We start from the raw sequence: 25,412 nt of genomic DNA, 5'->3' as shown, positions 1-25,412 counted from the left end.
GAGGCCGTACGTCAGGTGCCGCGCCGACGCTCCTGCTCGAGTCGCTCATCCAGCCGACCCAGCTCGTAGATGCCGTTGAGGGTGGTCGGCAGGCGACGGACATTGTCCGGCCCGGGGTCGGGATCCGGCTGCCGGGCGGGATCCGGCTGCGGAGCGGGATCCGGTGTGCGAGCGGCGGAGGAGTCGGGAGCGCGGCGACGCAGGAGCAGCAGCGCCAGCACCGCCAGGACGGCCGCGACCAGCAGGTAGGACACGGGCGGCCAGCCACCGCGGGCGGGGCTGGCGAGCGTCGGCGGGACCTCGGACGCCGGGGTGTCACCGGCGCGCTCGGGCACGGCCGCGTCCTGGGCGTCGGTGCCGGAGCCACCGGCCGGACGGTCGGGGGTGGCCGGACCCCGGACACCGGCCGACGACCCGGCGGGAGCGGCGGGCGCACCAGGCGCCGCCGGGCTGGGCTGGCCGGTCGCGGGTGGCCGGCCCGGCGCGGACGTCACGGTGGGGGTGACGCTCGGCGTCGGCGTCGCACTCGGCGCACCGTGACCGCCGAGCACACCGTCGACGATGCGGCCGACGCCACCGAGGATGTCGCCGACCGGGCCCGAGGTGGCCGACGGGGACGGCGTGGGCGCGAGGGCGAGGGTCAGGACGAGGGCGGCGACGGCAGGCACAGGCTCACCTCGAAGGTGTCGACTGTCCGGCACAGTACCGCGTTGTGGGACGGCGTGGGTGACCCGGCCACGCCGGGGCTGGGGAGGGTGTCCCGACGTCACGCGCTCCCCTGCGGTCGTCCGACGACCGTCGGCCACTGTTACCCGGCGGTTACGCGGCGGCGAAGCGCGCGTGCCACGAGAGGACGACCGTGACGGCTGAGGGTCACCGGCAACGCTGCCGCGACGTGACCCCGGCATCGAACGGAGAGATCACCATGAGGATCAGGAGCACACTCACCGCGTTGGCGGTAGTCGTCGCCGGTCTGGTCGCCAGCGCGGGCAGCAGCACCGCGGCGGGCAGCACGACCGGATCGGCGTACTGCGGGATCACCTGGGGCAGCGCCGAGAAGTCGGCCGGCGCGCTGAGCGACGCCCCGCTGGTCGGCGTACGGACCGGGCGACAGGACTGCTACGACCGGGTGGTGTTCGAGTTCGCCGGCCCGGTCGACGGTTACGCGGTCGGCTACGGCGAGACGTGGACCGAGGGCGAAGGGTTGGCGCTGTCGCCGTACACCGCCGGGGACGCGCTGCTGCGGGTCTCGCTGCGGGCCCCGGCGTATGACGACGAGCACCAGGGCACCGTGCCCTACGCGGTGGGCGAGCACATCGCGAACGTGCTGCGCTGTTCGACGCTGCGCGACGTCGTCTTCGGCGGCAGCTTCGAGGGCTACAGCACCTTCGCGGTAGGCGTACGGGCCCGGTTGCCGTTCCGCACGTTCACGCTCGCCGGCCCCGGCGCGCACAGCCGCGTCGTGCTGGACGTCGCCCACCAGTGGTGAGCGGAACCGCCCACTAATCATGGTGGGGGCGGCGGGCCGTGCTGAACCGTCGTTGGTAGGCGGCGGGGCTGATCGACAGCTTCCTGGCGAAGACCCGCCGCATGCTCTCGTAACTGGGGAACCCGGCGAGGGTCGCGGCCTGCGTCGCCGTGTGGCCCTGGTCGAGGAACGCCCGGGCCAGGTCGAATCGGATGTTCTCCACGTAGCGGGCCGGTGTCGTGGACAGCTCGTCGTGGAAGAGCCGGGTGAGGTGCCGGGTGCTCACGTTGAGGTGTTTGGCGAGCTCACCGAGCGAGTGGTCCCCGCGGGGGTTCGCGGTCACCATGTCGGCGATCCGCCGCAGCGCCGGCGAGCGGGGCGGCGGGCCCTGCAGCGGCGCGGAGAACTGGGACTGGCCGCCCGCTCGCTGCATGTACACCACCAGGGCACGTGCGACCTCGCGCGCCACGTCGGGCCCGTGGTCCTCTTCGACGAGAGCGAGGGCCAGGTCGATGCCGGCCGTCACCCCCGCCGAGGTGTACGTGCTGCCGTCGCGCACGTAGATCGCGTCGGGCTCGACGCGGCAGGTCGGATGCCGGGCTGCCAGCTCGTGCGCGACCTGCCAGTGCGTGGTGGCGCGCTTGCCGTCGAGGATGCCGGCAGCGGCGAGGACGAACGCTCCGGTGCAGATCGATGCGACCCTCCCGGCCACCGCCGCCGGTCTCCGCGCGGCCTCGGCCAGGTCGGCGGGGACGTGGGCGCGCGGATAGTGGTCGGACCCGGCAACCAGCAGCGTGTCGAAGGCCGGCTCGGAGGAGACGGCGCCGTCGACCGCCATCCGAACGCCGAGACTCGACGTGACGTCCGCGCCCGTCGGCGACAGCAGCACGATCCGGTAGTCGGCGCCGAAGCGGTTCGCCTCCTTGAACACCTCCGCCGGACCTGCGACATCCAGCAGCGTCACTCCGTCGTAGACGAAGATCGCGACGCGGTGGGGCGGCATGGACACCGGGTATTGGTAGCACGCCACTACCGGAGATGACGGTGATCCTCATGGAGCCGTAGCCCACCTCGCGACTTCCCCGTCCGGATCTGAGTGGTTCCTGGCCGGATGAGGGCGGCGGCGTACGACGATCGGTGGGCAGCATGGAGGCCACCAGGACGTTCGCACATCACGCCGGGAAGGTCGGAGGGCATGTCAGAGGTCATCGCGGGGTTGGAGATTCCCGATACGGCGGCGGTCGCCGAAGCGACCAGGCACATCCGGGAGACGACCAGACCGCTCATCTATCACCACTCCCGACGGGTCTTTCTCTTCGGCCTGACGCACGCGCACAGGCTCGGCGTGAAACCGGATCCCGAACTGCTCTATCTGGCGTCCATGTTTCACGACAGCGGTCTCCTGACACCGTTCTCCGACGTCGAACAGCGCTTCGAGGTCGACAGCGCAGATCACGCGCGCACGTTCCTGCTGAACCGGGGTTTCTCGACTGCCGCCGCCGAGACCGTCTGGACCGCGGTCGCCCTGCACACCACGCCGGGCATCCCCGACCGGATGGGCCCGGAAATCGCCACCACCTACCTCGGCGTCCTGACCGACGTGCTCGGCCTCGGCCTGGACGGGCTGAACCACGATCAACTGGACGAGATCCTCGCCGTTCATCCCCGAGGGGACTTCAAGAACGAGTTCCTGCGGGCCCACCTCGACGGGCTGCGGAACCGCCCGGACACCACGAACGGCACAGTGAACTCCGACATCCTGCAACACTTCATCCCCGATCTCGACCGCGTGACGACGGTTGAGCGCATCGTCGGCTCACCCTGGCCGAGCTGACCGGACACGGGCCCACGCGGCCGGCGTCACGCGGCGGCCAGGCGTCGGGCCCCTACCGCCGGCCACACCGACGAACCCCTTCGAAAGGACCTGAGCATGCGGGCGATCACCGTGCGCGACCGCGACGCGGGTGTCAGCGGACTCACCCTCACCGACATGCCGTACCCGCACGCCGCGGAGAACGACGTCATCGTGCGCGTGCACGCCGCGGGCTTCACCCCCGGCGAGCTCGACTGGCCGGCGACGTGGACCGATCGTGCCGGCCGCGACCGGACACCCAGCATCCCCGGGCACGAGGTGTCCGGAGTCGTCGTCGAGCTGGGCTACGGGACCACAGGTCTCACCGTGGGTCAGCGGGTGTTCGGACTGACCGACTGGGCGCGCGACGGATCCCTGGCCGAGTACACCGCGGTGGAGGCTCGCAACCTCGCTCCGCTCGCCGCCGACATCGACCACACCGTGGCCGCCGCGCTGCCCATCTCCGGACTGACGGCGTGGCAGGCACTGTTCGACCACGCCCACCTCACCACCGGCCAGACCGTCCTCGTCCACGGCGTCGCCGGCGGGGTCGGCTCGATCGCCGTCCAGCTCGCCCGCGAGGTGGGCGCCCACGTGATCGGCACCGGCCGCGCCGACGACCGCGAACTGGCTCGCACCCTCGGCGCGCAGACCTTCGTCGACCTGGACGCCGACGGTATGCAGCACATCGGTGAGGTGGACGTGGTGCTCGACGTCATCGGCGGCGACATCCTCCGGCGGTCGACCGAACTGGTACGCCCGGGCGGCACCCTCGTCACCATCGCCGCGCCGCCCACCGTCCAGCCGAGGGACGGGCGTGCCGTCTTCTTCGTCGTCGAACCCGACCGCGCCCGGCTGGCCGACCTCGCCCACCGCGTCCGGACCGGGCGGCTCAAGCCCGTCGTCGGCGCCGTACGGCCGCTCTCCGAAGCGGCCGCGGCGTTCGTCCGACACCGCCGCACCCCGGGCCGGACGATCATCCGGATCGCGGAGGAACACGGCACACCAGACCCGACCACGGACCACTAGCTCACCGGGGTCACCCGCGGAACCCGGTCAGGGCCGCTCGGGTTTCTCCGCGCCCGCCTCGTCGGCCAGGTGCCAGACCTCCCGCATCGGGGCCCACCAGTCCCCCGAGCCGGGTTCGGCGACCGATTCCTGACACGGGTCGGTCAGCTTCCACCACTCCTGCGTCTGCGGGTCGGCGGCGATGTACCGCAGGTCGGCCTCGTAGTCGTCGCCGACGTACTCGTAGTAGCCGACGAGCAGGTCGTCGTGGAGGAAGATGGTGTAGTTGCGGAAGTTCGCCTCGCGCAGCGTCTTCTCGACGCTCGGCCAGACCTCGGCGTGCAGGCGCAGGTAGGTCTCCCGGTGCTCCGGGCGAAGCCGGATCACGCAGCCATGACGTTGCACGTCGTGTCCTCTCAGGTGAACTGGTCACGCGGTGGCGGCGGTCCGGGCGGGTCGGCCATCGCTGTTGGCGACCCGATGGTAGCCGTTGCCAAGATCGTGGAGCACCCCCGGAGGTCGAGGACCACCGTTCCCATGTCACCGCCCCGACCGGCCGCCGACACCGACCGTTTCGCCAGGGCTGCGCAGCGTCGCGGCGGGTCTACCCTCAGATCGTGGAGGGCCGCGTACTGGTGGTCGAGGACGACGCCTCCATCCGGGAGGTCACCGCCCTCGGCCTGCGTCGCGCCGGTTTCCGGGTCGACACCGCCGTCGACGGGCGGCAGGCGCTGCTGACCTGGCGAGCCCACCCGGTCGACGTGATCGTGCTCGACGTCATGCTGCCCGGCCTGGACGGCCTGGAGGTCTGTCGGGAGATCCGGCGGACGAGCCAGGTGCCGATCCTCATGCTGACCGCCCGCACCGACACGCTCGACGTGGTGGTCGGCCTCGAGTGCGGCGCCGACGACTACCTGCGCAAACCCTTCGACCTGCCCGAGCTGGTGGCCCGGGTCCGCTCGGTGCTGCGGCGGGCGAGCGCGCCTGTCGGTTCGCACACCATCGCCGTCGGCGACCTGGAGATCGATCCGGGCGGTTTCGTGGTACGCCGCGACGGCCGGGAGGTGACCCTGACCTCCACCGAGTTCCGTCTGCTGCTCGAGCTGGCCCGACGCCCCGGCCAGGTCTTCACCCGGGATCTGCTGCTGGACCTGGTCTGGGACCACCGTTTCCTGGGCGACTCGCGGCTCGTCGACGTGGCGGTGCAGCGGCTGCGCGCCAAGGTCGAGGACGACCCGGCGCACCCCCGGCGCATCCGCACCGTGCGCGGCGTCGGCTACAAGCTGTCCACGGGCTGACGGGAGGTCGGCGATGGCCGGACGAGCGGTGGCACCGGGCCGCCTGCGGCGCCGGCTGACGATCGCGTTCGTGCTGGTCGCCGGGGTGTCCGCCGGCCTGCTCGCCGGTGGGGCCGGGCTGCTGCTGCGGCAGTCCTGGTTGGACGCCTCGCTGCACCAGGCCGCCGCCGACGCCCGCTACCAGCTCCTGCTCGCCGGCGAGTTCCTGCCCCTGACCGAGCAGCGCGGCACGGAGCTGCTCACCAGCTTCGAGGGCAGTGGCCGGCACGTTCTCCTCGTCGACGGCCCCGTCCGCCCCTCCCACCCGGCGTACGCCCCCGCCCTGGGCGCGCGACTGCGGGCGGCGGTCGCCGACGGGCAGCTCGCCTACCAGCGTTCGACGCCGGCCCAGCGACCCCGACTGCTGGTGGTCGGCGGACGCATCCCCGGCTCGACCGCTGAGCTGTACGTGATCACCGTGGAGGACGACATCGCCGCCGACCTGGGTCAGGTGCGCACCGCGCTGCTGGCCGGCTGGGTGCTCGTCGTGCTGGTCGCCGCCGGGGTGGGTCACCTCCTGGCCCGGCGCACCCTGGAGCCGGTGGGTCGAGCCAGCCGCGCCGCCCGGTCACTCACCGAGGGGCTGCTCGACACCCGTCTGCCGGTACGCGGGCGCGACGAGTTCAGCGTCTGGGCGGCGTCGTTCAACGAGATGGCCGAGGCGCTGGAGTCGAAGATCGCCGCCCTGTCGGCCGCACAGGCCCGTGAGCGGCGGTTCACCGCCGACGTGGCGCACGAGCTGCGTACCCCGGTGACCGCCCTGGTGGTCGCGGCCTCGCTGCTGGGCGAGCAGCTGGACCGGCTACCGGACGACGCCCGGCCGGCGGCGCGGCTGCTGGTGGGCGGCGTGGCCCGGCTGCGCCGCCTGGTCGAGGACCTCATGGAGGTCTCGCGGCTGGACGCCGGGCGGGAACGGCCGAGCGTCGAGCCGGTGGATGCGCCCGCGCTGCTGCGCGAGATCGTCGCGGCGCGCGGCTGGTCGGACCGCGTGCTGGTCATCGGCGACCCGGTGGCGCTGCGCACGGACCCTCGCCGCCTGGAGCGCGTCCTGGCCAACCTGGTGGTCAACGCGGTCGAGCACGGCGGCGGCGAGATCCGGGCGACAGTGACCGGGGCCGGCCCGCTCGTCGTCGTCGAGGTCAGCGACCAAGGGCCGGGAATTCCCGCCGAGCACCTGTCGCACGTGTTCGACAGGTTCCACAAGGTCGACGCGTCGCGGTCCGCGCCGGGCAGCGGGCTCGGCCTGGCCATCGCCCGGGAGCACACCGCCCTGCTCGGCGGGGTGCTGAGCGTCCGCAGCGCGCCGGGCGCCGGCACTCGTTTCCGTCTGGAGCTGCCGGCGCTCGGCCCGGGCGGGCCACCCAGCGGCGTACCACGCCCGGCGGGGAACCCCGACGAGGACGCCGCGGCCGCCGCCGGCCCGTCGGAGGGTGTCGGATGAGCCGGCGCGGCGCGGTCGGGGTGGGCCGGCGCGGCGGGTGGCGCGCGGTGGGCGTGCCGGTGCTCGTCGCCGCGCTCCTGCTCGGCGCGTGCGGCACCCCCCGCTCCGGCGTCCTGGGCACGGCGCCCACCGCGCCGCCGCCGAGCCCTCCACCCACCGCCCGCCCGTCGGCCGCGTCCACCCCGCCGAGCGGGCCGCCGACCGGGCCAACCCCGTCGGCGGCGGCCACCCGCACCGCGCCCCGTCCACCGGCACCGACGTCCGCCGGCACCCGCCGGCCCGAGCCGGTGACGATCGAGCTGTGGTACGTGCGGTCCGGCCTGCTCGTTCCCACCCGGCGCACCCGGCCGGCCACCGTCACCACGTCCCGGCTCGCGCTTACCGAACTGGCCGCCGGGCCCACGCCGGCCGAGGCCGCCACCGGCATGGTCACCCTTCTGCCGGCAGGTGTCGAGGTCACCCGGATCGCCGACGGCGTGGCGACGCTCGGTCCCGTCCCGTGGGGTGACGATCCGGCGGAGCGTCGGCGACTGCGCGAGGCGCAGGTGGTGTGGACGCTCACCCAGTTCCCCACCGTCCGGCAGGTCCGCTTTCCCGGCGGCGCGCCCGTCGGCCGGGCCGACTATCCGGACCTGCTCGCGCCGATCGTGGTCACCGCTCCGAGCGTCGGCGACCGGGTGACCGCCCCGCTCACCGTCACCGGCACCGCCGACGTGTTCGAGGCCACGGTGAGCATCCGGGTGCTGGACGCCGCCGGCCGGGAGGTGGCCACCGGCTTCGGCGCCGCCAGCTGCGGCAGTGGCTGCCGGGGCGCCTACCGGCTGGTGGTCGGCTGGCGCACGGCCCGGGAGCAGCACGGCACGATCGAGGTGTACGAGGTGTCCGCGCGCGACGGCTCCCGGACGCACACGGTCGCCGTGCCGGTGATCCTCGCGCCGAGCGGGAGTTGAGCACGGGGTTCACCCGCCAGACGTCAGGCAGAAACGTAATCGTTTCGTCCACCGAGTGCGACGCACCTCATAAAAGCCTGCGGAAACGGCCGGCCGCGAACTAGGGTCAGTACGACATCGTTTCACGGGGGGTCAACGGGTGCTGGATGGTCGACAGGTGAACGCGGGTGCCGGGGTGCCGGCTGCCCGGGCCGCGCGGTGCACCGCCGACGACCTGTTCGCCGTGGTGATCGACCTGTTGCGTGAGGTCGGCTACGACCGGATGACCATCGACGCCGTCGCCGCCCGGGCCCACATCAGCAAGGCCACCATCTACCGGCGCTTCGACGGCAAGGCCGAGCTGGTCGTCGCCGCCCTGAGCGACCGCCAGGTCGGCGTGCACAACCCGCCCGACACCGGCTCGCTGCGGGGCGACCTGATCGAGCTGCTGCGCGCCACCGCCGCCATCTGCGTCGCCGACTGCGACCTGATGCAGGCACTGACCTTCGCCATGCGGACCAGCCCGGAGCTGGAACGCCTGGTGCGCCACCAGGTGCTGCCCGCCGGGCGGGTGGCCAGCACCGCCGTCCTCGTCCGCGCCGCCGCCCGCGGGGAGATCCCCCCGGACGCCGGCGAACGGGAGCTGTTCCACGACCTGGCGCCCGCCCTCACCATGTCCCGCGTCCTCGCGCACGGGCTACCCGCCGACGACGCGTTCCTCACCCAGGTCGTCGACCAGGTGCTGATCCCGGTCCTCCGCTACCAGCACGACCGCCCGTCCCAGGCCTGATCCATCGACATCCGCACCACGGAAGGCTTCACCATGTCCGGAACCACCTCGACCTCCCCCGGCGCACCCGGCGCCGGAACGTCGACAGGCGCGCCGCACCCGCGGCGCTGGATCGCGCTGGCGGTGATCGCGGTCTCCCAGCTGATGGTCGTCCTGGACGCCACCATCGTGAACATCGCGCTCCCGAAGGCCCAGGCCGACCTGGGGATCACCGACGCGAACCGGCAGTGGGTGATCACGGCGTACACACTGGCCTTCGGTGGTCTGCTCCTGCTCGGCGGCCGGATCGCCGACTACTGGGGCCGCAAGCGCACCTTCATCGTCGGCATGGTCGGCTTCGCCTTGGCGTCCGCGCTGGGTGGCCTCGCCACCAGCGGCGAGATGCTCTTCGCCGCCCGCGCGTTGCAGGGCGCCTTCGGCGCGCTGCTCGCCCCGGCCGCGTTGGCGCTGCTCACGGTGCTGTTCACCGAGGCCACGGAGCGGGCCAAGGCGTTCGCCGTGTACGGCGCGATCGCCGGCGGTGGGTCCGCGGTCGGGCTGCTGCTCGGCGGGGTGCTGACCGAGTACGCCGACTGGCGCTGGTGCCTGCTTGTCAACATCCCGGTCGCCGCCATCGCGATCGCCTTCGCGATCCCGCTGGTGCCGGAGAGCCGGGCGCACGGCAACACCCGCTACGACGTGCCCGGCGCGGTGGTCGTCACCGCCGGCCTGGTCTCCCTGGTGTACGGCTTCACGAAGGCCGCCGAGGACGGTTGGGACGCCACCGCCACGCTCGGCTTCATCGCCGCCGGTGTGGTGCTGCTCGCCGCCTTCGTGGTGATCGAGCTGCGCTCCAACCACCCGTTGCTGCCGCTGCGGATCATCCTGGACCGCAACCGGGGCGGGGCGTACCTCGCCTCCACGCTGATCGGCGCCGGCCTGTTCGGGGCGTTCCTCTTCCTCACCTTCTACTTCCAGGTGGTGTTGCAGTACAAGCCGCTCGAGGCGGGGCTCGCGTCGCTGCCGGTCACCGCGGGCGTGTTGATCGCGGCGGGTGGCGCCAGCCAGCTCATGCCGAAGGTGGGTGCCAAGCCGCTGATGGTCGGCGGCGCGGTGCTCGCCGCCGTGGCCATGCTGACGCTCACCCAGATCGACGTGGACACCTCGTTCCTCACCCTCCTGCTGCCCGCCCAGGTCGTCCTCGGCATGGGCCTCGGCTTCACCTTCGTGCCGCTGTCCAGCCTGGCCCTGGTCGGGGTGCCGGAGCACGACGCCGGTGCGGCCAGCGCGACGCTGAACGCGACGCAGCAGATCGGCGGCTCGTTGGGCACCGCGCTGCTGAACACCTTCTACACCAGCGCTGTCGCCGCGTACCTGGTCGGTCGGGCCCCGAACCCGATCACCCAGGTCGAGGCGCTCGTGCACGGTTACCGCGTGGCGTTCGCCTGGGGCGCGGCCCTGATCGTGCTCGCCGGGGTGGTCACCCTGGTCCTGGTGAAGGTGCGCAAGGAGGACATCCCCGCCGGCAACGCCGTGCACATGGGCTGAGCCGGGTGACACGGCCGGCCCGCTCCCGACCGGAGCGGGCCGGCCGCCGTACCCGTCCGGTAGCGTCCGGACCATCGTCGAAGATCCGTTGAGGAGACACATGTCCACGGCTGCCGACCAGATCATCCACGCGTTACGCTCCGGCCACGAGGAGCTCGCCGCGCTCGTGCGCGACCTCAAGGAAGACGACCTGCGCCGCCCCTCCGGGGCCAGCGAGTGGCAGGTCTCCCAGGTGCTCAGCCACCTCGGCAGCGGCGCGGAGATCGGCCTCGCGGCGCTCACCGCGGCCCGTGCGGGCACCGCCGCACCCGACGGCGACTTCAACCGCACCGTCTGGGCGCGCTGGGACGCCATGTCCCCGGAGGAGCACGCTGCCGGCTTCCTGGAGTCCAACCAGCGGCTCGTCGAGGCGTACGAGGCGCTGGACGCCGACACCCGCTCGACGCTGCGGATCGACCTCGGTTTCCTGCCGGAGCCGGTCGACGTCGCCACCGCCGCCCGGTTCCGGCTCAGCGAGTTCTCCCTGCACCAGTGGGACGCCGAGGTCTCGTTCAACTCGTTCGCGGCGGTGACGCCGGAGGCGGTGCCGCTGCTGATCGAGCAGATCGGCGGCATGCTGGGCTGGACGAGCCGGCCGCAGGAGCTGGCCGGCCGCCAGGCCACCCTGCTGGTACGGCTGCGGGACCCGGAGCGGACGTTCGGACTGCGGCTGGGCGAGCAGATCGAGCTGACCGACGCGCCGGAGCAGCCCGACGGCGAGCTGTCCCTGCCGGCCGAGACGTGGCTGCGGCTGGTGGTTGGCCGGCTCGGACCGCAGTACACGCCGGACGGCGTGCAGGTGACCGGTCCGCTGACCCTGGACGACCTGCGTCGGGTCTTCGTCGGCTTCTGACGGGTAACGCGCGGGCCGGTGCTCCCGGCCCGCGCGTACCCTCGTCAGCCCTTCACGCAGACGACCTGCTTGAGGTGCGCGACCACCTCGACCAGGTCCTCCTGCTGGGCCATCACCTCGGTGATGTCCTTGTACGCGCCGGGAATCTCGTCGACCACCCCGGCGTCCTTGCGGCACTCGACGCCGGCGGTCTGCGCGGCCAGGTCGTCGGTGCTGAACGTCCGCTTGGCCTGCGCCCGCGACATCCGCCGCCCGGCCCCGTGTGAGGCCGAGCAGTACGCGGCCGGGTTGCCCCGACCCCGCACGATGTACGACCCGGTGCCCATCGACCCGGGGATGATGCCCAGGTCACCCCGCCCGGCCCGGATGGCGCCCTTGCGGGTGACCAGCACCTCCACCCCGTCGTAGCTCTCCTCGGACACGTAGTTGTGGTGACACGAGATCGGCTCGTCGTAGCCGACCTGCGGGAAGTGCTCGCGCACCACGCCGCAGAGCAGCGCCAACATGACCGCCCGGTTGCGCCGCGCGTACTCCTGCGCCCACCACAGGTCCCGCCGGTACGCGTCCATCTCGGGTGTTCCGGCGAGGAACACCGCCAGGTCCCGATCGGGCAGGTCGGCGTTGTGCGGCAGCCGCCGGGCCACGCCGATGTGCCGCTCGGCCAACTCCTTGCCGATGTTGCGCGACCCGGAGTGCAGCATCAGCCACACCCGACCCTCGTCGTCTCCGCCCTGTTCCAGGCAGACCTCGATGAAGTGGTTGCCGCCGCCGAGCGTCCCGAGCTGCCGCTGGGCGCGGGTCTCCAGCTGCGCCACCCGCCGGTCCAGGCCGGCGAACCGACTCCAGAAGTCGGCCCAGCCGGCCTGCTCCAGACCACGGATCCGGCGCGGGTTGACCGCCTCCTGCCGCTGGTTGAAGCCGACCGGGATGGTGGCCTCGATCGCCGAGCGCAGCCCGGCCAGATCGTCCGGCAGGTCGGCGGCGGTCAGCGACGTCCGCACCGCCGACATGCCGCAGCCGATGTCGACGCCGACGGCGGCCGGCGAGACGGCCTGCCGCATGGCGATGACCGAACCGACCGTGGCGCCCTTGCCGAAGTGCACGTCGGGCATGACGGCGACGCCCTGCACCCAGGGCAGCGCGCCGATGTTGCGCAGCTGCTTCGCGGCCTGCGGCTCGATGGCGTACGGGTCGGTCCAGACCCGGACCGGTGCCCGGGTACCGGCGAGAGGGGTGAATCCCATCGTGGTCTCCTCGTGTCGTGCCGACACTAGCGCTACCTGGTGACCGTAAATGATCGCGCGCCGGGCGGAGCCGGCGTGAAAGCTCGTCGGATACGAAAAGGGCCGCCGACCCCTGCGGGGTGGGCGGCCGCGCGCGACGCGCGTGGCGTCAGCGAAGTCGCCGCCCCGGATACCGGTCCTGGTTGCGATCCTGAGCGGGCCGGCCGAGACACCGGTACGACGCGCCGGACGGCAAGACGGCACCGGCACCCGGCACGCGCCAGGTGGCGTCGGTGGTTGTGCGTTGCGACATGGCGTGCTCCCCCCGGGTGTGCTCGGTCGGCCGTACTCCGCATCACGGTAGGTGTGTCAGAAGCTGTCCGCAAAGGATATTGCGTCAGGCCCGGCGAGGCCGTGATTCGGGCCCGGCGGGCCGCGATCGGGCCGGGCAGAGTTGGTCGGCCTGGCGGACCGTCGTCGGACCCGGGCTGTCACTCTCGCGGCCTGTCGAGTTGCCCCGCAGGTGGGGCGGCGCCCCCACCGGGTCCGGCCGGAGGAAGCGCCGCCACCAACGCGTCGGCGGTGGTCGCGGCACGCGCCCACGGCGGCGGTGGTCGCGGCGGCGACCGTGGGCTCTCGTGCCTGCCCCGTTCGTGGGGCAGCTCTACAGGGCGCCTACCAGGGGGTCCGCCTCGGGCAGGGCACCGCGCCGCACCGCACCGAGCCGCGCCGAGCCGAGCCGCGCCGAGCCGAGCCGCACCGCGCCGCGCCGCACCGCGCCGCGCCGCGTGGCTCAGGTGTCGTAGCAGCCGTCCCAGGGCGGGTCGAAGCCCAGGTCGTCGGGGAGAAACTCGGCGTGGTCCTCGCCGTCGTACTCCGCGGACCAGTCGACCAGCCCGAAGACGTGCCCGTCGACCTCGACCTGGAACAGTCCGATGGCGATGTCGCCGAAGACCAGGCCGGGCAGCCCGTCGAGCCAGTCGAGGAGGCGAGCCTCGGCACGGGTGCCCGAGGCTTCCTCGTCCTCGCTGGTGCCGGCGAACCAGATGTCCGAGTCGGTGTGCACGCCGTCGGCGTCGAAGCGGTGCAGCACCGCGTACCACCGCTTGTGGCGGTACCAGTCGTCTTCGGCTCCGGCACCGTCGGCGAGTGTCGCGGTGACGGAGCCGAAGAACTGGCCCTTGTCGTACCGACCGATGTAGCGGGTGCGGTAGTCGGACTCGTACGCGATGGGCACGCGATCGGGGATGGCCATGCGCGGACGCTACCGCCCGCGGCCTACGGCTGCGGCACCAGCCGGAAGGACTGCGCCGCCGTGCCGTTGCAGGTGTACTGGACGAGCTGGACGCTGTCCGCCGTGGACGCACCCGGCACTTCGAGGCACTTGCCGCTGCTGCGGTTGACCAGCCGGTAGTAGCCGCCGCCCTCGGATTCCGCCCGCCACTGCTGGTTGTTGCCGCCGCTGTAGGACCAGAGCTGGATGGGCGCCGAGTCGGCTGTCGACCGATCGGTCACGTCGAGCACCTGGGCGCTGTTGCCACGGTTGTTGACCCGCAGGTATCCCCCGCTGGTCGGCGCGAACTGGTACTGCTGGGCGGCGCTGCTGTTGCAGGCGTACTGCTGGATGGCCGTGCCGTTGGCGGTGCCGGCGGCCCGCGCGTCCACGCACTTGCCGCTGCCCCGGTTGACGACCGTGTGCCAGGCGGTCGGCGAGATCGGGCCGGCGCTGCCCGTCGGCGTGGGCGTCGGCGTCGACGTGGGCGCCGTGCCGGCACCGGCGAGCCAGTGCAGGCCGTCGATCAGCAGCTTGTTCTGCTGCGGGCTGTCGAACGTCGAGGACAGGCCGGTGTTGGTGCTGTAGTTCATGCGGTTGTGCCCGAAGTTGGCGTACAGCATCTTGTAGCGCTTGTTGCTCCACACCAGCGGGTAGTAGCCGCCGTACCAGGACTGGTTGGAGTCCGTGCCGACCGGGAAGCTGGACGGGTCGACGGAGGCCAGGATGTCGATGTCCGGGTTCTGTCGCAGGTCGTTGCTCCAGGAGTACCACTCGCTGAACGACGACGCGAAGGTCGCCGGGAGCGCCTGGGTGGCCGGGTGGGTGCGGTTGTCGACGCGCATCGTGACGCGTGTCGGCTCCCAGGTGTTGGTCTGGAAGGAGCCGGAGCCGAGGAACGTGTTGTAGTACCAGCTCCAGCTCGACGGGTTGTCGGTCCAGGCGCTGACGTGGAAGCCCAGCCACGCCCCGCCGTTGCGCATGTACTGCTCGAAGGCGGGTCGCTGCGCGGCGGGCGGCGCGTCGTCGAGGAACATGACGACCCTGTACTGGGCCAGGTTCGACGTGTTCAGCAGGCTCCAGTTGGTGGTCGCCTCCCAGGAGAAGCCGTACTGGGCGGCGGCCTGCGGGAACCAGGCGCGGGCGTCCCGGTCGAAGTCGATGTGCGCGGCGTCCCAGGTGCCGTTGTAGAAGGCCAGGACCTTGAACGTCGGCGCGGCCTGCGCGCTGCGCGCGACCCCGAGGCCGAGCCCGGCGCTCACGGCGACGACGAGGGCGACGAACACCGCCAGGATCCTTCGGGTACGGGAGGGAAGTTCTGCGATCACCTGATCGTCCCTTCGGTCGGGACGCGCGCCGACGCGTCGACGTGAACTATCTGTTCACAAGGTTTACAGATAGATGAAAGGTTATGCGCCGCCGACCGGTGCGTCAATCACGGGCCGGCCGATCGGGTGGGATTCCTGCGGCAGCGGGTACCCCGGCCCGATGACCAGCCCGGACGCCGTCGACGTCGACGTGCCGCTCGCCGTGGACGTGCCCGCCGCGCCACACGACGCCAGCGGCGAGCGCGTGCCGACCCGCGACCTGGCCGGGCTCGCCCCGGCGACGAGACCGGCACGCCGCTGGACCCCGAGCCGGGTGGTGGCCACCCCGGCCGCCCTGGACCACCCCCACGGGCAGCGGATCGTCGAGCGGGTGCGGGCGCTGGGCATCGAGGTGGAACGACTGCGGTCCAACCGGCTCACCGGCGTACGCGGGCAGACCGACCGGGAGACGTACGCCCGCGCCAAGGCGACCATGGCGATCGTGGTGAGCCCACCCTCGCGACGTGCTCTGCAACCCATCGCCCCCAGCGCCGACTGGCGCGTCGACCTCGCCGAGGGCTGCCCCGCGCACTGCCAGTACTGCTACCTCGCCGGTTCACTCTCCGGCCCGCCGGTGACCCGGGTGTACGCGGACCTCGACGACATCCTGGCCGGGCTGGCCGCGTACGCCGGGCGCGGAACGGTGACCAGCCGCAACGCGCGCCGCGCCGACGAGGGCACCACCTTCGAGGCGTCCTGCTACACCGACCCGCTCGCGCTGGAGCACCTGACCGGCAGCTGGCGGCGGGCGGTGCAGCACTTCGCCGACTGGGACGCGCCCGTGCAGTTGCGCTGGACCACCAAGTACGCCGACGTGGACACCTTCGTCGGGCTGCCGCATGCCGGCCGCACCCGGGTCCGGTTCAGCGTCAACTGCGCCCCGGTGAGCGAGCGGTTCGAGGGCGGCACCGCGCGGGTGCCGGACCGGCTCGCCGCGCTGCGCCGCCTCGCGCTCGACGGCTACCCCGTCGGGCTGACCATCGCCCCGATCATGCCGCTGCCGGACTGGCGCGAACGCTACGGCGAGCTGCTCGACCAGGTCCGCGCGGCTGTCGACGGGGTTCCCGAGCTGGACCTGACCGCCGAGCTGATCACGCACCGGTTCACGCCGGGCAGCAAGGAGGTGCTGCTCGGCTGGTACCCGCACACCCGGCTGGAGATGGACGAGGAGTCCCGCAGCCGCAAACACGGCAAGTTCGGCGCGGTGAAGTACGTCTACCCCCGCGACACGATGGCGGAGCTGCGCGGCTGGTTCACCGCCGAGCTGGCCGCCCGGGTACCGGCCTGCCGCATCCTCTACTGGACCTGACCGTCAGCCGAGCGAGGAGCGGGCCACCGGCGCGGCGAAGAAGGTGCGCGGGTACGGCTCCTCGCGGAGGCTGTAGTGCCACCACTCGCGGTCGTAGTTGACGAACCCGGCGTCGGTCATCAGCCGCCGCAGCAACTGCCGGTTCTCCCGTGCCGTGCCGGTGATGCGGGCGTCGGCGGTGTGCGCCCGGGCGTCGAAACAGTCGAACCCGGTGCCCATGTCGATGCTGTTGTCGGCGAAGCGCCGCCCCGGCGGAGCGGTGCAGGCGACGAGACGCTGCCCGGGCACGTACGCGGGTTGGCTGGCGGGTGGCTCGTCGACGAGGGTCAGGTCCAGCGTGCTGCCCCGGCTGTGCGCGGTCGGCGCCCCGATGTACCCGTCGGCGAAGAGCCGGTCCTTGGCCAGGTCCGGATAGAACTCGGCCTTGGTCTGCTGCTCGCCGGGCCGCTTCGACCAGGCGACGAAGTCGTCCACCGCCGGCTGGGGGCGGTAGCAGTCGTACGCCTTGAGGCTGTGGCCGCCGGCGAGCGCGGCGTCCTGGACCCGGCGCAGCGCCTCGGCGGCCTGCCTGGTGAGCAGGCACAGCGGCTCGCGGTAGCCGACGATCGGCCGGCCCACGAAGTTGTGCGCCGTGGCGTAGCGGATGTCGGCGTGGATGCGCGGGTCGAGGTCGGTCAGCACCACGAAACCCGGCAACCCGCCGGTCGCCGACGGGGACGGGGTGGCCGACGGCTGTGCAGGGCTCACCGAGGTGGCGACCGGGGCCGAGGCGGGGACCGGGGCCGCCGGGCGGGGACGCGGTTGCGGATGGGAGCAGCCGCCGAGCACCGCGACGAGCGCGAGCGCGACGCCGCCACCAACCCGCCCTGACCAGCGCACACGTCCTGTCTATCAGCAGCGGTCCGGCTTACGCGCCGGATCAGCGCTCGGCCGCCGCGAGCCCGCTCAACCCCCGGCCGCCAGCGGAGCCGGAGCTGGCACGGTCGGCGCCGCGTCGCGGGTGTCGACCAGGTGCGCGTCGAGGAAGCGCAGGGCCGCCTCGTCGTCGTCGATCCCACCGGCCTCGTGGCCGTTGTAACGCCACACCGACAGTTCGGTCGGCCCGGCGTGCGCGTTGTGGGCGGCGTAGACCCCCGACGGCGGCACGATGTCGTCCATCAACGCCACCGAGTACCGGGCCGGCCGGCGGCAGCGTCGGGCGAAGTTGACGCCGTCGACGTACGACAGGGTGCTCAGCACCCGATCCTCGGCGTCCCGGTGGACCGCCAGGTAGTCGCGGATCTCCCGGTACGGGTGGGTGTCGGTGATCACCACGGCGCGCGGGATGTCGCAGAGGAACGGCACGAGGGCGACCACGGCGCGCACACCGCGTGCCAACGCGCCGGCCGCCAGAGCGAGGGCGCCACCCTGGCTGTGCCCGAGCACCGCAACCCGGGTCGGGTCGACCATCGGCAGGGTACGGGCCGCGTCCACCGCCCGCACCGCATCGGTGATCAACCGTCGGTAGTAGTAGGTGCGGGGGTCGGTGATGCCCCGCGTCGCCACGCCGGGCGTCTCCGGGCCGGCCGCGCCCGGGTCCGCGGTGACGCCCCGGCTCCAGCCCGAGCCCTGCCCCCGGGTGTCCATCTGCAGGTGGGCGAACCCGGCCGATGCCCAGAGCAGGTTCTCCAGCGCGTGCCCGCGCCCGCCGCCGTAGCCCACGTACTGCACGACTGTCGGCAGCGCCGTGCCGGCCCCGTGCGGCACCCGCAGCCAGGCCCGGACGGGCTGACCGGCGAACCCGGGGAAGGTCACGTCGTACACGTCGATGGCGGTCAGACCGGTCACCACGGGTTCCAGCCGGACCGGCCAGTTGGCGTCACGGGCCTGCGCCAGGGTGGCGGCCCAGAACTCGTCGAAGTCGGCGGGGTCCGGCACCACGCCGCGGTACTCGCGTAGCTGCGCCTCGGGCAGATCCGTGTGCATGGCGCCCCTTGTCTGTCACGTGGCACTGAACAGGGTGCGTCCACGGCGTGGCCGACGCCGACAGCCGGGCGGCACAGACGAGACCGTACGCCGATACGCATCCGACAAATTACCGGAACATTTCCGCAACTCAGCCGAACGCTAGAACCGACCTGGCGTGTCGTCAACCCCCGTCCGTGAGGCAAGATGGCGCGAGGGGCGGGCGTGCCGTTCCGGGACACTGGATGGACGACGCTCGTGGTCGTCCCTCCGGAGCGGTGAAGGAGACGCGGGTGGACGCGGACGACGGACGCAGGGTGACCATCACCGCGATCGCACGGGAGGCCGGGGTCTCGGTGCCGACCGTGTCACGGGTGCTCAACGGTCGGTCCGATGTGGCCCCCGGCACCCGGGAACGTGTCGAAGAACTGCTGCGCCACCACGGCTACCGGCGCCGCACCAGCCGCAGCGTCCGCCGCGCGGGCCTCGTCGACCTGGTCTTCAACGACCTGGACAGCCCCTGGGCCGTGGAGATCATCCGGGGCGTGGAGGACGTCGGGCACGGCGCCGGGGTGGGCACCGTGGTCTCCGCGATCCACCGGCAGCCCACGGCGGCCCGGCAGTGGTTGCAGAACCTGCGTACGCGCGCCACCGACGGCGTCATCTTCGTGACGTCGCACCTGAGCCCGCCGTTGCACGCGCAACTGCGCCGCCTCAACGTGCCGGTGGTGGTCGTCGACCCGGCCGGCGTACCGGCCATGGACGTCCCGACGATCGGCGCCACCAACTGGGCCGGCGGGCTCGCCGCGACCGAGCACCTGCTGGCCGTCGGGCACCGGCGGATCGGGTTCGTGGCCGGGCCGACGCACCTGCTGTGCAGCCGGGCCCGCCTCGACGGCTACCGCGCCGGGCTGGAGGCCGCCGGCGTGCCGGTGGACGACGCGCTGATCTACCCCGGCGACTTCTACCACGCCTCCGGCTTCGCCGGCGGCACGGCGCTGCTCGATCTGGCCGACCCGCCGACAGGCATCTTCGCGGCCAGCGACCAGATGGCGTTCGGCGTCTACGAGGCCATCCGTCGCCGCGGGCTGCGGGTTCCCGACGATGTCAGCGTGGTCGGCTTCGACGACCTGCCGGAAGCCCGCTGGGCGTCGCCGCCGCTGACCACCGTCCGGCAGCCCCTGGTCGAGATGGGCCGACTGGCGGTGCGGACGGTGCTGCGACTGGCCCAGGGCGAGGGCATCGACTCGCCCCGGGTGGAGCTGGCCACCGAGCTGGTCGTCCGGGACAGCACCGCTGTGCCGCCAACCGGCTGACCCCCTCCCTTCCGACAGCCGAACCGGGTCGGATTCCGGTTCCACCTGTTCCGGTCGAGTTACGAAAATTCCGGCCCGCCGCACCTTCCGGCCCGCCGGTCCGCCGGTCTGCCGGTGCACCGCGCGGGTCAGGGCGACGGACGTGGACGCCTCGCGGCGCGGTGGGCGACCCGGGGGCCGTCCACCGCGCCGAGCGGCTCAGTGGTGGTGGTGTGCCCGGACGGCACGCCGGATGGTCACCGGCTGCGCGGGCGCGCCGTCGACAGGCGCCGGGTCCTCGGCCGTCGGCGCGATCCCCAGGGCGGCGATCCGGTCCAGGGTGGCGAGCCCGGCCGCGTCGACCGTGCCGAAGATCGTGTAGTTGGGGCGCAGCGCCGAGTCGGCGTACACCAGGAAGAACTGGCTGCCGTTGGTGTCCGGCCCGGCGTTCGCCATCGCCAGCACGCCCCGGGCGTAGAGCCGGCGTACACCGGTCGGGTCGGTCGGGGCCGGCGGCAGGTCGGTCGGCAGCTCGTCGCGGTACCGGTAGCCGGGGCCACCCTCGCCGGTGCCGGACGGGTCGCCGCACTGCAACACGCTCAACGTCGGGTACGCGGTGAGCCGGTGGCACGGGGTGCGGTCGTAGAAGCGCTTGCCGACCAGGTGCAGGAAGCTCTGGACCGTGCACGGCGCGGCGGCCCGGTCCAGGTTCAATCCGATCGGCCCCTGGTTGGTGGAGAGGGTCACCCGGACGCTGCCCCGCTCCGGGGTGCGGCGCGGATCGGGCGGCAGCGGCACCGGCCGGGCGGCCGGCTCGTCGGGCGTCTCGGTGTAGGCGCACGGGCCGTGGGTGGTGCGCGGCGGGCGGGCATCGGCGGCGGCGCTCACCGCGTCGTCGGCCACGCCCGGCGCGGCCACCGCGGCAGCCGACGCGCCGACGATGAGCGTTGCGGCGAACGCCGTCACACCCGCGAGGCGGGTCAGCGCGCGCACCGACCGGCGGGGTGCCGCCGCGCCGGACGGCGTTTCGAGTTCACTCGACACAGGGATCCTCCTGGGCTCGTGCTGGCCAGAAAGACCGGAGTCTATGGAGGCCGAGCGCCGTTGTCGATCTGACCGGGCAACCGGCGGCGGCGGTGCCACAGCAACCCGCCCAGCAGCGCCAGCACTCCCGCGCCACTCAGCGCGACCACCCACCACAGCCATCCGGAGCCGGTACGCGCCGGGCCGCTGGCCGCCGCCGGGCGCGGTGCACCGGGCGCGGCCAGCGCGGACGGCACGGCCGACGGCGTGGCGGTCAACTCGCCCGGCTCGACCAGGCGGCCGACGCTGGCGTCACCCGGCAGCGAGAAGCCCCAGTCCAGCAGGGCCGCTCCCTGCTCCCAGCCACGCATCGGGGCCGGCTCGGCGCCCAGCAGCGTCACCACCAACCGACGGCCGTCCCGTTCCGCCGCACCGACGTAGGTGTGCCGTGCCAGGTCGGTGAAGCCCGTCTTGCCGCCCAACGCGCCCGGGTACCGGTAGATGAGCTGGTTCTCGTTCTGGATCTGGAAGCCCTTGGTGCGCTGCGCCGGCTGGGCCGGAATCGTCGCCTGCTCGGTGAGCGCGTACCGCCGGAAGGTCGGCTGGGCGAAGCAGGCCCGGGCGATCAACGCCAGGTCGTACGCGCTTGTGAACTGGCCCCTGCCGTCCAGCCCGGACGGGGTGACCGCATGCGTCTGGAGCGCGCCGAGGTGGTGCGCCTGCTCGTTCATGGCGCGGACTCCCCCGGCCGCTCCGTCGGGCCCGCCGCCCAGCCGGGCCAGCGCGTTCGCCGCCTCGTTGCCGGAGTTGAGCAGCAGCCCCAGCCAGATCGTCTCGATCGTGTAGCGGCCGCCCTCGACCAGGCCCACGGCCGAGGAGCCGGGCTCGATGTTCATGTCCGCCTCCGTCACGGTCACCGTCTGGGCGGGGTCGAGCCGGGGCATCATCGTGGCCGCCAGCAGCAGCTTCTGAACGCTGGCCGGGGTGCCGTACTCGTGCGGGCCGCAGCCTCCGAGCACCTGGCCGGAGTCCAGGTCAGCGACCAGCCACGAGGTGGCGGTGATCGCCGGTGGCGCGCCCGCGCCGGCCGGCACGACCAGGCCGCTGCTGGCCAGCGCGGCGCCGCCGACCACCCGTGCCTGCGGCACGGCGGGCGGGGGCGAGGGCCGTGGCGGGCGGGACACCGCCGGCGCCGCAACCCGTGGGCAGCGCACGGCCCGCGCGGCGGTGCTGCCCGGCGTGGCGGTACTGCCCTCCGCGGCGGTGGCCTCCGGGGCTGCCGTTGGCGCGGGGGCTGCCGCGGCGGCCGGGACCGGCGCGGGGGCGAGCAGGACGGCGGACGCCGTGACCGCCAGCAGCGCAGCTCTCATGCGCCCGACCCTAGTCAACAAGATCGCCCAGCGGGAGCGGTTGGCCGCTCGACCATCCCGCGGCGGCCCGCTCCACCAGGTAGTCGTGCAGCGCGGCACTGCCCCGCAGCCGGCGCAGGCTGCGGGCGTGCAGGTCCTGCTCACGGCGGGCCAGCTCGGCACGCACCCGCTGGGCACTGCCCGTGGTGCGCAACTCGCCCAGCACCGCCTCGATGATCTCGAACGGGTAGGCGCCCCGGCGCAGGAGCGCGACGACCTGCGCCGCCCGCAGCTCGGTCTCGTCGTACACCCGGTAGTTGGTGCCGGGCGCGCGGCCCGGCCGCAGCAGGTCACGCGCCTCCCACAGGCGCAGCTGCGAGGTCCGAACCCCGACCAGGGCGGCGACCTCGCCGATGCGGACGCCGCGGCGCGGGGCCGGCCGGGTCGCGGGCGGGTTGGCCAGCACGGTCTCGAAGGCGCCGAGCACGCGGCGGATGTCGGCGCGTTCCCGGTCCAGTTCGGCATGGCCGCCGTCGAGCGCCGCCAGGGCCGCCGGTACGTCGCCCCGGTGCACCGCCGCCATGATCTCCCGGGTACGGCCCCAGCCGTGCCCCTCGGCCAGCCGCCGGGCCACGGTCAGCGCGCGGGCGTGCGCGGTCGTGAAGATCCGGTAGCCGCTCGCGGTGCGCCGCACCGGCGGCAGCACGCCCTCCTCGACGTAGTTGCGCACCTGCTGCACCGAGATCCCGACGGTGGCGGCGAGGTCCACGGCCCGCAGGCGATCCTTCGTCTCCACGCAGCCACCGTACCGGTTGACACGTGATTTGAGACTTTCCCCCTTGTTTCGGCGCGACCCACGCTGCGAGGTCGGCAAAAGGCTCTACAGGAGGACGAATGAGACAATGTAATCCACCAGTCCGGCGGGAGACCTCCCGCCACGACCTCGTGAAGGGTTCGCATGTCGCAGCCAACAAGGTCCGCCGCCGACAGCCACGACATGATCGAGGTACGCGGCGCGCGGGAGAACAACCTCGCCGCGGTCTCGGTCGACATCCCCAAGCGCCGGTTGACCGTCTTCACAGGCGTCTCCGGCTCCGGCAAGTCGTCGCTCGTCTTCGGCACCATCGCCGCCGAGTCCCAGCGCCTGATCAACGAGACCTACAGCGCGTTCCTCCAGTCGTTCATGCCGAACCTCAACCGGCCGGACGTCGACTCGCTGCGCAACCTCGGCGCGGCCATCGTGGTCGACCAGGAGCGGATGGGCGTCAACTCCCGCTCCACCGTCGGCACCGCCACCGACGCGTACGCCATGCTGCGGATCCTCTTCAGCCGGCTCGGCGAGCCGTCCGTCGGTGGCGCCGGCGCGTTCAGCTTCAACCTGCCCGAGGGCATGTGCCTCACCTGCGAGGGGCTGGGCCGGGTCTCCGACCTCGACGTCAACGAACTGGTGGACGTCGAGCGCTCGCTCAACGACGGCGCGATCACCGTGCCCAACTTCGCTGTCGACTCCTGGTACTGGCAGACCATCGTCGGCTCCGGGCTCTTCGACCCGGACGTCAAACTGCAGGACTACACGCCACAGCAGTGGGAGGACTTCCTCCACAAGCCGGCCACGAAGATCAAGGTGGGCAGCAACAACTGGACGTACGAGGGCCTCGCGGTCAAGGTCAAGCGGCTCTACCTGGCCAAGGACCGCGATTCGATGCAGGCGCACATCCGCGCCTTCGTCGACCGGGCGGTCACCTTCACCACCTGCCCCACCTGCGACGGCACCCGGCTCAACGCCGCGGCCCTGTCGTCGCGGATCGCCGGGCGCAGCATCGCCGAGTGCTCCGCCATGCAGATCAGCGACCTGGCCGCGTTCGTGCGGAGCATCGACGACCCCGGGGTGGCGCCGCTGGTCGGCAACCTGCGTGACCTGCTCGACTCGCTTGTCGAGATCGGGTTGGGCTACCTCAGCCTGGACCGGGAGTCCGCGACCCTCTCCGGCGGCGAGGCGCAGCGGGTGAAGATGGTCCGACACCTCGGCTCCAGCCTCTCCGACGTCACGTACGTCTTCGACGAGCCCACCGTAGGCCTGCACCCGCACGACATCGCCCGGATGAACGACCTTCTGCTGCGCCTGCGCGACAAGGGCAACACGGTGCTGGTGGTGGAGCACAAACCGGAGACCATCGCCATCGCCGACCACGTCGTCGACCTGGGGCCGGGCGCGGGCGGCGCCGGCGGGCAGATCTGCTTCACCGGCGACGTCCCCGGCCTGCGCCGCTCCGACACGCTCACCGGGCGGCACCTGGACCACCGGGTGACACTGCGCGACGAGGTACGCCAACCGACCGGCCAGCTCACCATCCGCCACGCCGACCTGCACAACCTGCGCGACGTGGACGTGGACATCCCGCTCGGCGTCCTCACCGTGGTCACCGGCGTGGCCGGCTCCGGCAAGAGCTCGCTCATCCACGGGTCACTACGCGGGCGATCCGGGGTCGTGATCGTCGACCAGTCCCCGATCCGCGGGTCACGACGCAGCAACCCGGCCACGTACAGCGGGTTGCTCGACCCGATCCGTACCGCCTTCGCCAAGGCCAACGGCGTCAAGGCGGCGCTGTTCAGCGCGAACTCCGAGGGCGCCTGCCCGGCCTGCAAGGGCATCGGGCTGATCTACACGGACCTGGCGATGATGGCCGGCGTGGCGAGCGTCTGCGAGCGGTGCGAGGGCCGACGGTTCACCGACGAGGTCCTCACGTACACGCTGCGCGGCAGGAACATCGGCGAGGTGCTGGCCATGTCGGTCACCGAGGCGTACGACTTCTTCCCGCACCCCATTCTCCGCCGACTGGTCGACGTCGGGTTGGGCTACCTCAGCCTCGGCCAGCCACTGACCACCCTGTCCGGCGGGGAGCGGCAACGACTCAAGCTCGCCATCCACCTGGCGGAGAAGCGCAGCACGTACGTCCTCGACGAGCCCACCACCGGCCTGCACCTGGCCGACGTGGACCAGCTGCTGGCCCTGCTGGACCGTATGGTCGACGCCGGCAACACGGTCATCGTCATCGAGCACCACCAGGCCGTGATGGCCCACGCGGACTGGCTCATCGACCTGGGTCCGGGCGCCGGACACGACGGCGGGCGCGTCGTCTTCACCGGCACGCCGGCCGACCTGGTCGCCCACGGGGAAACCCTCACCGCCACCCACCTGCGCGAATACGTCCACCGGCCAGCGGCACGAGGTTGAGGGGTCGGCGGGGCGGTCGACGTGGACTCGGCCCGCCCGGCGTCCGTCGCTGCACAGCGGGCGGCGGGCCGGGGCGAGGCGGCGCGGCGTCCGGCACTGGTAGTCAGTCAGGCGGCGCGGGCGGGGCAGCGTCCGGTGCCAGCGGCGTGG

The 25,412-nt window shown here is 72.8% G+C and carries 23 protein-coding genes; 12 read left to right on the top strand and 11 right to left on the bottom strand.

Annotated features, from left to right (window positions below; all coding sequences use genetic code 11):
- Nucleotides 1-11 precede the first annotated feature (11 nt).
- Entirely contained in the window at nt 12-668 is a 657-nt protein-coding gene (locus ACGFIE_RS24985; protein WP_393298622.1) for a hypothetical protein, read from the bottom strand.
- 257 nt (nt 669-925) lie between these two features.
- On the opposite strand from ACGFIE_RS24985, the gene ACGFIE_RS24980 reads away from it, so the two are divergent.
- Nucleotides 926-1,489 (top strand): hypothetical protein, encoded by a 564-nt coding sequence (locus ACGFIE_RS24980; protein ID WP_393298619.1) that lies wholly within the window; start codon nt 926-928, stop codon nt 1,487-1,489.
- A gap of 13 nt (nt 1,490-1,502) precedes the next feature.
- Here the strand turns inward: ACGFIE_RS24980 and ACGFIE_RS24975 are convergent, their stop codons facing one another.
- Nucleotides 1,503-2,471: a GlxA family transcriptional regulator gene (locus ACGFIE_RS24975; protein ID WP_363685739.1), complete on the bottom strand. Its 969-nt coding sequence runs from the start codon at nt 2,469-2,471 to the stop codon at nt 1,503-1,505.
- Nucleotides 2,472-2,663: 192 nt separating this feature from the next.
- On the opposite strand from ACGFIE_RS24975, the gene ACGFIE_RS24970 reads away from it, so the two are divergent.
- Nucleotides 2,664-3,302: an HD domain-containing protein gene (locus ACGFIE_RS24970; protein ID WP_393298616.1), complete on the top strand. Its 639-nt coding sequence runs from the start codon at nt 2,664-2,666 to the stop codon at nt 3,300-3,302.
- 96 nt (nt 3,303-3,398) lie between these two features.
- Nucleotides 3,399-4,349, top strand: a complete 951-nt coding sequence (locus ACGFIE_RS24965; protein ID WP_393298613.1) for an NADP-dependent oxidoreductase — start codon at nt 3,399-3,401, stop codon at nt 4,347-4,349.
- A gap of 27 nt (nt 4,350-4,376) precedes the next feature.
- Here ACGFIE_RS24965 and ACGFIE_RS24960 read toward each other — a convergent pair whose 3' ends face one another.
- Complete coding sequence (locus tag ACGFIE_RS24960) at nt 4,377-4,715, bottom strand: L-rhamnose mutarotase (protein ID WP_393298611.1); 339 nt, start codon at nt 4,713-4,715, stop codon at nt 4,377-4,379.
- Nucleotides 4,716-4,945: 230 nt separating this feature from the next.
- Here ACGFIE_RS24960 and ACGFIE_RS24955 point away from each other — a divergent pair, with 230 nt between their 5' ends.
- The 6 genes from ACGFIE_RS24955 (at nt 4,946) to ACGFIE_RS24930 (ending at nt 11,244) form a co-directional block, all read left to right on the top strand.
- Nucleotides 4,946-5,626 (top strand): response regulator, encoded by a 681-nt coding sequence (locus tag ACGFIE_RS24955; protein ID WP_393298608.1) that lies wholly within the window; start codon nt 4,946-4,948, stop codon nt 5,624-5,626.
- Nucleotides 5,627-5,639: 13 nt separating this feature from the next.
- A complete protein-coding gene (locus tag ACGFIE_RS24950; RefSeq protein ID WP_393298605.1) occupies nt 5,640-7,106 on the top strand; it encodes an ATP-binding protein in 1,467 nt (488 codons plus the stop codon).
- A complete protein-coding gene (locus tag ACGFIE_RS24945; RefSeq protein WP_393298602.1) occupies nt 7,103-8,056 on the top strand; it encodes a Gmad2 immunoglobulin-like domain-containing protein in 954 nt (317 codons plus the stop codon). Before ACGFIE_RS24950 ends, ACGFIE_RS24945 begins: the two co-directional genes overlap by 4 nt.
- 157 nt (nt 8,057-8,213) lie before the next feature.
- Nucleotides 8,214-8,825 (top strand): TetR/AcrR family transcriptional regulator, encoded by a 612-nt coding sequence (locus ACGFIE_RS24940; protein ID WP_393298599.1) that lies wholly within the window; start codon nt 8,214-8,216, stop codon nt 8,823-8,825.
- Nucleotides 8,826-8,858: 33 nt separating this feature from the next.
- Nucleotides 8,859-10,352 carry an MFS transporter gene (locus ACGFIE_RS24935; RefSeq protein ID WP_393298597.1) on the top strand — a complete coding sequence of 498 codons (1,494 nt, stop codon included), beginning with the start codon at nt 8,859-8,861 and terminating at the stop codon, nt 10,350-10,352.
- Between the two features lie 100 nt (nt 10,353-10,452).
- Nucleotides 10,453-11,244, top strand: coding sequence for a maleylpyruvate isomerase N-terminal domain-containing protein (locus tag ACGFIE_RS24930; protein ID WP_393298594.1), 792 nt, complete (start codon nt 10,453-10,455; stop codon nt 11,242-11,244).
- Nucleotides 11,245-11,288: 44 nt separating this feature from the next.
- On the opposite strand, the gene ACGFIE_RS24925 is transcribed toward ACGFIE_RS24930, so the two are convergent.
- From ACGFIE_RS24925 to ACGFIE_RS24915, 3 genes are all read right to left on the bottom strand, one after another.
- Entirely contained in the window at nt 11,289-12,488 is a 1,200-nt protein-coding gene (locus tag ACGFIE_RS24925; RefSeq protein WP_393298591.1) for an RtcB family protein, read from the bottom strand.
- Nucleotides 12,489-13,260: 772 nt separating this feature from the next.
- On the bottom strand, nt 13,261-13,722 hold the full coding sequence (locus tag ACGFIE_RS24920) for a hypothetical protein (RefSeq protein WP_393298588.1): 462 nt from the start codon (nt 13,720-13,722) through the stop codon (nt 13,261-13,263).
- A 23-nt stretch (nt 13,723-13,745) separates the two neighbouring features.
- Nucleotides 13,746-15,068 (bottom strand): RICIN domain-containing protein, encoded by a 1,323-nt coding sequence (locus ACGFIE_RS24915; protein ID WP_393298585.1) that lies wholly within the window; start codon nt 15,066-15,068, stop codon nt 13,746-13,748.
- Between the two features lie 160 nt (nt 15,069-15,228).
- Here ACGFIE_RS24915 and ACGFIE_RS24910 point away from each other — a divergent pair, with 160 nt between their 5' ends.
- Nucleotides 15,229-16,416 (top strand): spore photoproduct lyase family protein, encoded by a 1,188-nt coding sequence (locus ACGFIE_RS24910; protein WP_393298582.1) that lies wholly within the window; start codon nt 15,229-15,231, stop codon nt 16,414-16,416.
- Nucleotides 16,417-16,419: 3 nt separating this feature from the next.
- Here the strand turns inward: ACGFIE_RS24910 and ACGFIE_RS24905 are convergent, their stop codons facing one another.
- Together ACGFIE_RS24905 and ACGFIE_RS24900 are read right to left on the bottom strand one after the other, a co-directional pair.
- Entirely contained in the window at nt 16,420-17,295 is an 876-nt protein-coding gene (locus ACGFIE_RS24905; protein WP_393298579.1) for a M15 family metallopeptidase, read from the bottom strand.
- 66 nt (nt 17,296-17,361) lie between these two features.
- On the bottom strand, nt 17,362-18,381 hold the full coding sequence (locus ACGFIE_RS24900) for an acetylxylan esterase (protein WP_393298576.1): 1,020 nt from the start codon (nt 18,379-18,381) through the stop codon (nt 17,362-17,364).
- Between the two features lie 272 nt (nt 18,382-18,653).
- Here ACGFIE_RS24900 and ACGFIE_RS24895 point away from each other — a divergent pair, with 272 nt between their 5' ends.
- Complete coding sequence (locus ACGFIE_RS24895) at nt 18,654-19,676, top strand: LacI family DNA-binding transcriptional regulator (RefSeq protein WP_363685329.1); 1,023 nt, start codon at nt 18,654-18,656, stop codon at nt 19,674-19,676.
- Between the two features lie 198 nt (nt 19,677-19,874).
- Here ACGFIE_RS24895 and ACGFIE_RS24890 read toward each other — a convergent pair whose 3' ends face one another.
- From ACGFIE_RS24890 to ACGFIE_RS24880, 3 genes are read right to left on the bottom strand one after another with little or no spacing between them, the layout of a single operon-like run.
- Nucleotides 19,875-20,699: a peptidylprolyl isomerase gene (locus tag ACGFIE_RS24890; protein ID WP_393298573.1), complete on the bottom strand. Its 825-nt coding sequence runs from the start codon at nt 20,697-20,699 to the stop codon at nt 19,875-19,877.
- Nucleotides 20,700-20,740: 41 nt separating this feature from the next.
- Nucleotides 20,741-22,048, bottom strand: coding sequence for a D-alanyl-D-alanine carboxypeptidase family protein (locus tag ACGFIE_RS24885; protein WP_393298570.1), 1,308 nt, complete (start codon nt 22,046-22,048; stop codon nt 20,741-20,743).
- 10 nt (nt 22,049-22,058) lie between these two features.
- Complete coding sequence (locus ACGFIE_RS24880; protein WP_393298567.1) at nt 22,059-22,823, bottom strand: MerR family transcriptional regulator; 765 nt, start codon at nt 22,821-22,823, stop codon at nt 22,059-22,061.
- A 162-nt stretch (nt 22,824-22,985) separates the two neighbouring features.
- Here ACGFIE_RS24880 and ACGFIE_RS24875 point away from each other — a divergent pair, with 162 nt between their 5' ends.
- A complete protein-coding gene (locus ACGFIE_RS24875) occupies nt 22,986-25,262 on the top strand; it encodes an ATP-binding cassette domain-containing protein (protein WP_393298564.1) in 2,277 nt (758 codons plus the stop codon).
- Nucleotides 25,263-25,412 lie beyond the last annotated feature (150 nt).

The organism is Micromonospora sp. NPDC049275 (assembly GCF_043197115.1).
Classification (GTDB): Bacteria; Actinomycetota; Actinomycetes; order Mycobacteriales; family Micromonosporaceae; genus Micromonospora.
The sequence above is the reverse complement of the archived record's forward strand: the minus strand, read 5'-3'. Positions and strand labels throughout refer to the sequence as shown.

Coding starts and splice junctions, on each gene's coding strand:
- ACGFIE_RS24980 (WP_393298619.1), top strand. CDS start 926: ATGAGGATCAGGAGCACACTCACCGCGTTGGCGGTAGTCGTCGCCGGT.
- ACGFIE_RS24975 (WP_363685739.1), bottom strand. CDS start 2,471: ATGCCGCCCCACCGCGTCGCGATCTTCGTCTACGACGGAGTGACGCTG.
- ACGFIE_RS24970 (WP_393298616.1), top strand. CDS start 2,664: ATGTCAGAGGTCATCGCGGGGTTGGAGATTCCCGATACGGCGGCGGTC.
- ACGFIE_RS24965 (WP_393298613.1), top strand. CDS start 3,399: ATGCGGGCGATCACCGTGCGCGACCGCGACGCGGGTGTCAGCGGACTC.
- ACGFIE_RS24950 (WP_393298605.1), top strand. CDS start 5,640: ATGGCCGGACGAGCGGTGGCACCGGGCCGCCTGCGGCGCCGGCTGACG.
- ACGFIE_RS24945 (WP_393298602.1), top strand. CDS start 7,103: ATGAGCCGGCGCGGCGCGGTCGGGGTGGGCCGGCGCGGCGGGTGGCGC.
- ACGFIE_RS24935 (WP_393298597.1), top strand. CDS start 8,859: ATGTCCGGAACCACCTCGACCTCCCCCGGCGCACCCGGCGCCGGAACG.
- ACGFIE_RS24930 (WP_393298594.1), top strand. CDS start 10,453: ATGTCCACGGCTGCCGACCAGATCATCCACGCGTTACGCTCCGGCCAC.
- ACGFIE_RS24925 (WP_393298591.1), bottom strand. CDS start 12,488: ATGGGATTCACCCCTCTCGCCGGTACCCGGGCACCGGTCCGGGTCTGG.
- ACGFIE_RS24920 (WP_393298588.1), bottom strand. CDS start 13,722: ATGGCCATCCCCGATCGCGTGCCCATCGCGTACGAGTCCGACTACCGC.
- ACGFIE_RS24910 (WP_393298582.1), top strand. CDS start 15,229: ATGACCAGCCCGGACGCCGTCGACGTCGACGTGCCGCTCGCCGTGGAC.
- ACGFIE_RS24900 (WP_393298576.1), bottom strand. CDS start 18,381: ATGCACACGGATCTGCCCGAGGCGCAGCTACGCGAGTACCGCGGCGTG.
- ACGFIE_RS24885 (WP_393298570.1), bottom strand. CDS start 22,048: ATGAGAGCTGCGCTGCTGGCGGTCACGGCGTCCGCCGTCCTGCTCGCC.
- ACGFIE_RS24875 (WP_393298564.1), top strand. CDS start 22,986: ATGTCGCAGCCAACAAGGTCCGCCGCCGACAGCCACGACATGATCGAG.